Genomic DNA, 8,723 nt, shown 5'->3' on the forward strand with positions numbered 1-8,723 from the left:
CCCCCCCCCCCCCCCCCCCCTTTCCCCCCCCCCCCCCCCCCCCCCCGACCCGGCACCCCACCGGACGGGATGCCTCAGCGCGGAGCGGGAACGACCGCCGGCGCCTGCTCCAGCACCGCGGCCGGAAGCTGCGGACCCGCGGGCAGCGCCACCGGGTCCTTGGCGCGGGTGACCAGGTCGACCACGGTCCGGCTGAGTCGCTCGGAGGACTCCGACATGGACTGGTTGGCGGTGACGATCGCACCGACCACCTCGGCCCGCTTCTGCTGGCCGTACCGGACGGCCTCCTCGATGCCCCGCGCCTGGACGTCGATCGACTCGGCCACCTCCAGGATGGTCTCCGGCCGGACGGTGGGGGTCTGGATGACGCGGGCGATCTGCGGCACCGCGGTCTTCGACGCCGCCGCGTACGCCGACAGCACGTCGTTGGCGCCGTCGGCCACCGCCTGCTGCATGTCGGCGGCCTGGTTGGCCTGCAGCAGCAGCGCCCACTGGGCGATGGTGAGCTTCATCGTCGGGATGGTGAGGTTCATCAGGAGGGCGAGCCGCTGGCCGAGACCGTAGTTGAGGGTGCGGATGTTGCGCACCTGCGGCGAGGTGGACCAGGCGACGAAGAGCCGCTGCTGGAACTCGTTGATCCGCACCTCCAGCGCCTGGGTGAACTCGGCGACCAGGGAGAGCCGCTCCCGCTGGTCGCGCTCGTCCGGCGCGCCGGGGGTGACGGCGATCGACCGGGCGTCGTCCAGGGCGACGTCGCGGATCAGCTCCATCACGGCGATGGCGCCGACGAGCTGGCCGATGGCGGCCTCGTTGGCCTTGTAGAGCTCGTCGCAGAGCACCACGTTGCGGCGCAGCTGCAGCTGCTTGTCACCGAGCTGCCCGGCGACCCGGTCGAGCTGCTGCTCGACCGTCCGGGCCTCCTCGAAGAGCATCTCCAACAGGTCCCGCCCCTTGCGGAACAGCCCCCGGATCGCGTCGGAGAACTTGGTGAAGGTCTCCCGGACCTTGGGGTCGCTCGGGTCGTACTTGCGCCGGAAGCTGCGCATCCGGTCGTTGATCTCGTGCATGATGCCGGTCAGCTCCGGGATGTCGACCCGGCCGACCTCCCGGAAGATCCGGCTGACCTGAGCGTTGACCTGGTCCAGCGCCTGGTTGCCGAAGTTCGCCAGGGCGTCGGTGTTGGCCAGCATGGTCGGGTAGAGCTGGCGGGCGGCCTGCTCGGCCTGGCTGCGCTGCGCCGCGGTGAGCAGCGCGACGCAGGAGAAGGTCTTCGGTTCGGCGGTGGCGAGCGCGGTGCTGATCGCCGCGTCGGCGGTGCCGGCGGGCGGGTCGGCCGGGCCACCGACGATGCTGCCGAAGTCGATCTGGAGTCCCTCGGACATGGCGGGTCCCTTCACTTGCAGGTGGTGGCGTCCTTCATGCAGCCGAGCAGCGCGAGCGTCACGTCGGCAGCCGGCGCGGGAGCGGCCCGGACCTGGTCGGCGAGGCCGATGCCCGGGAAGTCGGCAACGTCGTTCGCGCCGACCTGCACGGCCGACCGGAAGCCGTACCGCTTCCAGGCGATGGCCTGGATCTTCGGGTCCTTCAGCGCGTCGACCAGCCGACCGGCGGCCCGGTCGAGGGCGAGGATCGGGTGGTCGCTGTAGATGGTGGGATCGGGGTAGAGCACCCGGACGTTCTTGAGCAGCCCGGCGCTGTTGTCCCCGCTCTGCACCACCTGCTGGATGATCTGGTTCTCGTAGCCGGCGTACAGCGGGGCTTTGAACTCGCCGCCCTGGGTGAGCCACTCCCGGAAGCCGGAGTCGGAGCTGCGCGACTGGAGGCCCTGCGCGTCGTGCAGGGCGCGCATGGTGGGCAGCGCCCGACGGGCCTGGGCGAGGCTCGGCGCGGAGAAACCGTCGGCGGTGGCGACGATGTTGAGCTGGAGCTGGGCCAGGGTGAAGCCGCTGTTGGACTTGGCCGGGTCGGTGCTGGCCACGGTGATCGGGCCGCGCAGGTCGGTGGCGCCGATCGCCTCCCAGGTGCCGCGCTTGACGACGTGGTCGAGCAGCAGCCCCTTCATGTCGACCACGAAGTACCGGTCCCCGCGGCGCTGCACGATGCCCTTGCGTACCAGCGCGTCGGTGCCGCGCGGGCCGGCGTAGATGACCTCGGGCGACTGGAGCAGGTTCTCCGCCCGGTAGTCGGGGAACGCCCCGGCGTGCTGGGTCTCGAAGACGCTCTGCGCGCTGGCGCTGGAGGGCCAGAGGCAGTCCAGCTTGCGGGCCTTGATGTCCTCGGTGCTCAGCTGCACCTGGTCGTACGAGCCGAGCGGCTGGAAGGCCACCTCCAGCCGGTAGTCGTCGCGCAGGATCCGCTTCACCTCGGCGTCGGCCATCAGCTCGGACTTCTCGGAGCCGCCCAGGCAGGTGACGGTGGTGGGCGGGGCGGCCGTGGCCGGCGCGTCGCCGGACCGCTGCCACAGCAGCGCGGCGACGACGCAGACGGCGATCACCGTGACCAGCCCGATCAGGAACCGGATGCTGGGCAATCTCAACGTGACTCCTTATCGGCCCAGGTCGGGCAGGCTGGGTGGGGCGACCGTGTCGAGGTTGGCGGTGTACTGCGCGATGTCGCCCTGGTTGACCAGCCGGACGCTGTCCAGGGCGAAGTCGGCGAAGCGCCGGAAGGCCTGCTCACCGTTGCGGCGCAGGGCCTCGGGGTCGTGGTAGAGCAGCGGCTGGCGCTGGATGTCCAGGTACTGGCGTACCGCGCCGTCGAGGCTGCGCAGGTGACCGCCCATCTGCGCGGCGGTGGAATAGAGGCTGTCCGGTGAGCGGTCCCGGACGCGGTCGAACAGCTCCGGGACGTACCGGCAGGCGTCGGCGAGTGCCTGGCGGGCCTCCGGCTGCCGCACGTCCCGGGCGAGCCGTTCGACACCGCGCAGCACCCGCAGCGCCTCCTCGACCCGGTCGCGGGCGTCGTCGGCGTACGTGTCGCGGTCGACCCGGGCGGCGGAGCGGTCGTCGAGCATCAGGTAGAGCCCGAGCGCGGTGGCGGCGGCGAGCAGGGGCGCCCAGAGCAGGCTGCCGGTCAACGCGAAGACCAGCGCGAAGGCGGCGACGGCGGCGGCCAGGGCGGCGGGTGCGGCCAGGCGGTGTCTCACTTGTACCCCGCCGCCTGCCGCAACGCCGCCACCAGGTCGTCCTGCCGGACAAAGGTGCCGTGGGTGGCGTCGGCGACCTCCTTGAGCTGCCGCGGGTCGGCGTCGCGGCCGAAGGCGATCGTCACCACCGGCACCCCGGCACGGCGCAGCGCCGCCAGAGCCGGGCCCCGCCGCCCGGTCTCGGACTGCCCGTCGGTCATCAGCACCACGAGCCGCTTGCGGTCGCCGGCCTGCGGCCGGGCCAGTTCGTCGGCGGCGCGCAGCAGGCAGGCGTACATGTCGGTGCCGCCGTCGGGACGGTAACCGGTGATTTTGCGGGCCAGGTCGCGCAGCGCGGCCGGGTCGTTGCCCGCAACGGTCCACGGACTGCCGCCGGTGACGTCGCCGTTGAAGATGCTGACCGTGGTGCGGTCCTCGGGATGGGTCTGGAGGAAGTTCAGGGCCGCCTGGTCGGGATCGAAGATCTGGCCGGCGGCGGCCCGGATGCCGGCCCAGCCGTCGTTGTCGCCCATCGAGCCGCTGCCGTCGAGGCAGTAGTGGACGGCGACCGGCCGGCGGTAGCGGGTCTGGTAGCGGTCGAGCGCGGCCTGGATGACCGGCGCGGCCGGGAACTGGACGGGCTGCTCGTTGATGGTGGCCTGGATGCCCCAGGCCGGGTTGAAGACGGCCGGGTCGGGCTGGTCGAGGCTGAGGCCGACCCCGGTGGCGGGGCGGCGACCCAGCTTGAGCAGGGCGGCCTGCGCGCCGGGATCCTTCAGCAGGTGGTTCTGCAGTTCGGTGAAGATCCGGTGAGCGTCGTCGTTCCCCGGCTGGGGCAGAAAGCCCAACGGCGCGTCGCTGACCGCGAGCGAGCCCTTCGGGTACGCGACCAGCAGCGGCTCCCGCCCGGCCTTGACCAGCTCGGCGTTCTTCTCGATGACCAGGTCCTCGTAGGTGAACACGGCCCGGCACTGGTCGGGGTGGGCGAGGCAGTCGGTCATCAGGGTGCCGGTGGAGGGCGGGGTCTGGTCCATCGCCTTGACGAACCGGGTGACGCCCTGCTCGACGGCGGGTGAGTCGAGCTGCTGCTGGGTGAGCGGGGTTCCGGGGCCGTTGCCGGCGAAGTAGTTGAGGAAGCCGAAGAGCACGGTGGCGCCGGAGTTGGACTGGGTGGGGTTGGTGATCCACACCTTGGTCCGGCCCGACTCGACGGCGCGCAGGATGTCCGCGATCGGCACGTCCGAGCGGCCGGCGAAGCCGAGCTTGGCCATCTCGGAGCGCCAGGCGGCGAAGACCACCGGGGTGAGGAACATGGGCTGGGCGTCCTGGAGGGCGCTGGACCGGTCGCCGAGTTGCAGGAAGACGCTGGAGGCGAACCAGTAGGCGTCGTAGTCGTGGCTGCCCGAGGCGAGCAGCCGGGCCTGGTCGACGGACCCCTTGAAGGTCACCTCGCACCGGTAGTGCCGGGCGGCGCACCACGGCTTGACGATCGTGTCGACGACGCTCTGCTGCTCGCTGCCGGCGACCATCCGCAGCGTGCCGCTGGCCGGTCCGCCGCTGCGTCGCGTCTCCGGGTCGCCCGTCGTGCAACCGGTGGCCAGCACCAGCACCGCCGCGGCGAGCGCCGCGATTCTCCTGACCCGCACCTGCACCCCGTTCCTGTCGTTTGGAAGATCAGCATTGGCGCCGACCGGGCTCTTGGTAGCACCGGCAAACCAACGGGACGACCAACTCCAGGTGAACTCCCGGTGTGGTGATCGGTGCACCCCAGATCACCCGGGGCCGGCCGTGAGGACGTGCGTGGATCGGGTAGGTGAAGCGACGGTGCGCCCGAAGGAAGCGGGAAGGCGCTTCCGGACACCCCCGACGATGGGAGATGAGGCTTTCATGGCCGCGATCACCGTTCCCGACATCTCACTCAATGACGGCAACACCATTCCGCAGCTCGGTTTCGGGGTCTTCCAGATCGAACCGAAGGACACCGCCCGGGCCGTCGGCAAGGCCCTGGAGGTCGGTTACCGGCACATCGACACCGCCGAGATGTACGGCAACGAGGCCGAGGTCGGGCAGGCGGTCCACGCCTCCGGGCTGGATCGGCGGGACGTCTTCGTCACCAGCAAGCTGAACAACGGCTTCCACCGTCCCGACGACGCCCGCAGGGCGTTCGAGCAGACGCTGCAGGCTTTGAAGTTCGACTACCTCGACCTGTTCCTGATCCACTGGCCGCTGCCGACCCGGTACGACGGGGACTACGTCTCCACCTGGAAGGTGCTGGAGGAGTTCCAGCGCGACGGCCGGGCGAGGTCGATCGGTGTCTCCAACTTCCAGGTGTCGCACCTGGAGCGGCTGGCCGCCGAGGCGGACGTGGTGCCGGCGGTGAACCAGATCGAGGTGCACCCGTACTTCGGCAACGAGGAGGTGCGCGCGTACGGGCGGACGCACAACATCCTCACCGAGGCGTGGTCGCCGATCGCCCAGGGCAGGGTGCTGGACGACCCGACGATCGTCGACATCGCCGAGCAGCTCGGCCGCACCCCCGCGCAGGTGGTGCTGCGCTGGCATGTGCAGCGCGGCGACATCGTCTTCCCGAAGTCGACCACGCCGAAGCGGATCGAGGAGAACTTCCAGATCTTCGACTTCGAGCTGGACGACGCGACGATGGACCGGATCGCCGGCCTGGACAAGGGCGGGGCCGGCCGGCAGGGTCCCGACCCGGACACCTTCGACTACGTGCCGAGCTGAGCCCCACCGGGGCGCCGGCTACTGACCGGCGGCCGTGCGCTCGCCGACCCGGCGGAAGGCCGCCTGGGTCGGCGAGCCCGGCTCGGGGACGTAGACGATCAGCCGCTGGTCGGTCTCCGGCACGTGCAGCACCCGGCACTCGAACTCCAGCGGGCCCAACTCGGGATGCGTGATCCGCTTGACGGTCGGCCGGCGCTCCCCCACCTCGTGCTCCGCCCAGAGCGCGGCGAACCGCGGCGAGGTGCCGAGCAGCTCGGTGACCAGCCCGGCGAGCGCCGGGTCGGCGGGGTAGCGGCCGTACGCGGCCCGCAGGTCGGCCATCGTGGTCCGGGCGAAACGCAGCACTTCGGGGTCGCTCCAGTGCGACTCCGGCACCACCCTGCCGAACATCCAGCGGACCATGTTGCGCTCGCCGGGCGGCACCGCCGACAGCTCACCCACGAACCAGGTGGCCAGCCGGTTCCAGGCCAGCACCTCGTACGCGGCGTCGACCAGGTACGCGGGTGTCTCGGTCATCGCGTCCAGCAGGTGCCGCAGGCCCGCGGGCACCTCCCGGCTCGGCCCGGCCGCCTCGGGTGGGCTCTCCCCGGCGATCCGGAACAGGTACGCCCGCTCGTCCCGGCCGAGCAGCAGCGCGCGGGCCAGGGCGGCGAGCACCTGCCGGGACGGGTGCGGGCCGCGGCCCTGCTCGAGGCGGATGTAGTAGTCGATGGAGATGCCGGCGAGCTGGGCGACCTCCTGGCGGCGCAGGCCGGGCGTGCGGCGGCGTACCCCGTCGGGAAGGCCGACCTCGGCGGGACGCAGCCGGGCGCGGCGGGCGCGCAGGAAGTCCGCCAGCTCGGCGCGGCGCAGTGTGCTCATGCCTCCAGGGTGCCGCGAGCCGGGCCGACCAGGGTGGTACCGCCGGTACCAGCCTCGACGGGTCTCTCCCGGCCGCCGGCCGGTCACGGCAGCGTTGCCGGCATGACGACGACGATCGCCCTGATCACCGGGGCCAACAAGGGAATCGGCCTGGCCACCGCCCGGCAGCTCGGCGGGCGTGGGATGACCGTACTGCTCGGCGCGCGGGACGAGACCCGGGGGCGAACGGCGGAGCGCGCGCTGCGCGCCGATGGGCTGGACGTCCGGTTCGTGCCGCTGGACGTGACCGACGAGAAGTCCGTCGCCGCCGCGGCCGAGCTGGTCGAGCGGGAGTACGGCCGGCTGGACGTGCTGGTCAACAACGCCGGCATCGTCCGGGCCGACGGGCCCGGGCGGCCCAGCGGGACCACTCTCGCCACGCTGCGCGAGGTGTACGAGACCAACGTTTTCGGGGTGGTGGCGGTGACCAACGCGCTGCTGCCGCTGCTGCACCGGGCGCCGGCTGCCCGGATCGTGAACGTCTCCAGCGAGGTCGGCTCGATCGCGGTGATGACCGATCCGCAGGGTGCCCTGTTCGAGCTGACCTCGGTGCCGTACCCGTCCTCGAAGGCGGCGCTGAACATGGTCACCGCGATGTACGCCAAGGAGCTGCGGGACACCCCGATCAAGGTGAACGCGGCCAACCCGGGCTACTGCGCCACCGACCTGAACCACCACTCCGGTTTCCGTACCCCGGAGCAGGGCGCGGAGGTGAGCGTGCAGCTGGCGACGTTGCCCGCGGACGGGCCGAGCGGGCTGCTCTGGGGCTACCAGATGGACGCCGGCGGCGGGTACGGCGTACTGCCCTGGTGAGCGCGCGTTGACTTCGCGTGCGCTCGAAGGTGGAGGCTGGTCGCATCGTCCTGACGGGGAGGAATCAATGCGCTACCGCACGATCGGCACCGACCCGGCCACCCGGCGCGAGGTCAGCGTGCTCAGCCTCGGCGCGATGCTCTTCGGCACCGCCACCGACGAGGCCACCTCGTACGCCATCCTCGACCGGTTCGTGGCGGCCGGCGGCACCTTCATCGACACCTCGGACAACTACGCGTTCTGGCAGAACGGGGGCCAGGGTGGGGAGAGCGAGGAGCTGCTCGGCCGGTGGCGGCGCAGCCGGGGCGTCGGCGACGAGGTGGTGATCGCCACCAAGCTCGGCGCCCGCCCGCTCGCTCCGGGGACCAGCTACGTGGACAACCCGGAGGGGTTGTCGGCGAAGGTGATCCGCGAGTCGGCCGAGCGCAGCCGGGAACGGCTCGGGGTGGCGAAGCTCGACCTGCTCTACGCGCACATCGAGGACCGGACGGTGGCCGTGCGGGAGACCGTGGAGGGCTTCGCGGAGCTGGTCGCGGAGGGCACGGTCGGGCTGCTGGGCGCGAGCAACCACCGCGCCTGGCGGGTGGAACGGGCCCGGGCCGTCGCCGCCGGGGCCGGCCTGCCCGGTTACGAGGTGCTCCAGTATCACCGCAGCTACCTGCCCCGCCGGCTGGACCTGCCGGCCGAGCTGGACCCGGACGGCGACGTGGGCTGGGTCGGCCCGGACCTGGCCAGCTACCTGCGGGCCGAGCCGCAGCTCACCCTGGTCGCCTACTCGCCACTGCTCAGGGGCGCGTACACCCGGCCGGAGCGGCTGGGCGGCGAGTACGACCTGCCGAACACGCCGGCCCGGCTGGCCGCGCTGCACGCGGTGGCGGCGGAGACCGGCGCGACGGTCAACCAGGTGGTGCTGGCCTGGCTGATGGGTGGGGACATGCCGGCGATTCCGCTGGTCGGCTTCTCCTCGGTGGCCCAGCTGGAGGAGAGCCTCGCCGCGGTCGACCTGGTGCTCAGCCCGGAGCAGCGGTCCCGGCTGGACGCGGCGCGCTGACCAGCGGCCACGGCGCGGGGGGGGGGGGGGCGGGGGGGGGGGGGGGGGGAGGTGGTGGGGGGGGGGGGGGAGGGGGGGGGGGGGGGCGGGGGG

General features: G+C 72.2%; 8 protein-coding genes. 3 read left to right on the plus strand and 5 right to left on the minus strand.

Annotation, left to right across the window (positions count from 1 at the left end):
• Positions 1-74: 74 nt before the first annotated feature.
• Genes ACL02O_RS32805 through ACL02O_RS32820 form a run of 4 tightly spaced genes read right to left on the minus strand, consistent with a single transcriptional unit; the run spans position 75 to position 4,770 of the window.
• Complete coding sequence (locus ACL02O_RS32805) at positions 75-1,382, minus strand: toxic anion resistance protein (RefSeq protein WP_412822066.1); 1,308 nt, start codon at positions 1,380-1,382, stop codon at positions 75-77.
• Between the two features lie 11 nt (positions 1,383-1,393).
• A complete protein-coding gene (locus ACL02O_RS32810) occupies positions 1,394-2,536 on the minus strand; it encodes a hypothetical protein (protein WP_412822067.1) in 1,143 nt (380 codons plus the stop codon).
• Positions 2,537-2,545: 9 nt separating this feature from the next.
• Positions 2,546-3,145, minus strand: a complete 600-nt coding sequence (locus tag ACL02O_RS32815; RefSeq protein ID WP_412822068.1) for a hypothetical protein — start codon at positions 3,143-3,145, stop codon at positions 2,546-2,548.
• Positions 3,142-4,770 (minus strand): vWA domain-containing protein, encoded by a 1,629-nt coding sequence (locus ACL02O_RS32820; protein ID WP_412822069.1) that lies wholly within the window; start codon positions 4,768-4,770, stop codon positions 3,142-3,144. Before ACL02O_RS32820 ends, ACL02O_RS32815 begins: the two co-directional genes overlap by 4 nt.
• A gap of 241 nt (positions 4,771-5,011) precedes the next feature.
• Here ACL02O_RS32820 and ACL02O_RS32825 point away from each other — a divergent pair, with 241 nt between their 5' ends.
• Complete coding sequence (locus ACL02O_RS32825; protein WP_412822070.1) at positions 5,012-5,866, plus strand: aldo/keto reductase; 855 nt, start codon at positions 5,012-5,014, stop codon at positions 5,864-5,866.
• Positions 5,867-5,884: 18 nt separating this feature from the next.
• On the opposite strand, the gene ACL02O_RS32830 is transcribed toward ACL02O_RS32825, so the two are convergent.
• Positions 5,885-6,727, minus strand: a complete 843-nt coding sequence (locus ACL02O_RS32830) for a helix-turn-helix transcriptional regulator (protein ID WP_412822071.1) — start codon at positions 6,725-6,727, stop codon at positions 5,885-5,887.
• 102 nt (positions 6,728-6,829) lie between these two features.
• Here ACL02O_RS32830 and ACL02O_RS32835 point away from each other — a divergent pair, with 102 nt between their 5' ends.
• Entirely contained in the window at positions 6,830-7,579 is a 750-nt protein-coding gene (locus ACL02O_RS32835; RefSeq protein WP_412822072.1) for an SDR family oxidoreductase, read from the plus strand.
• A gap of 67 nt (positions 7,580-7,646) precedes the next feature.
• A complete protein-coding gene (locus tag ACL02O_RS32840; RefSeq protein ID WP_412822073.1) occupies positions 7,647-8,630 on the plus strand; it encodes an aldo/keto reductase in 984 nt (327 codons plus the stop codon).
• Positions 8,631-8,723 lie beyond the last annotated feature (93 nt).

The sequence above is a fragment of the Micromonospora mangrovicola genome, assembly GCF_047200535.1.
In the GTDB taxonomy this organism is placed as follows: Bacteria; Actinomycetota; Actinomycetes; order Mycobacteriales; family Micromonosporaceae; genus Micromonospora.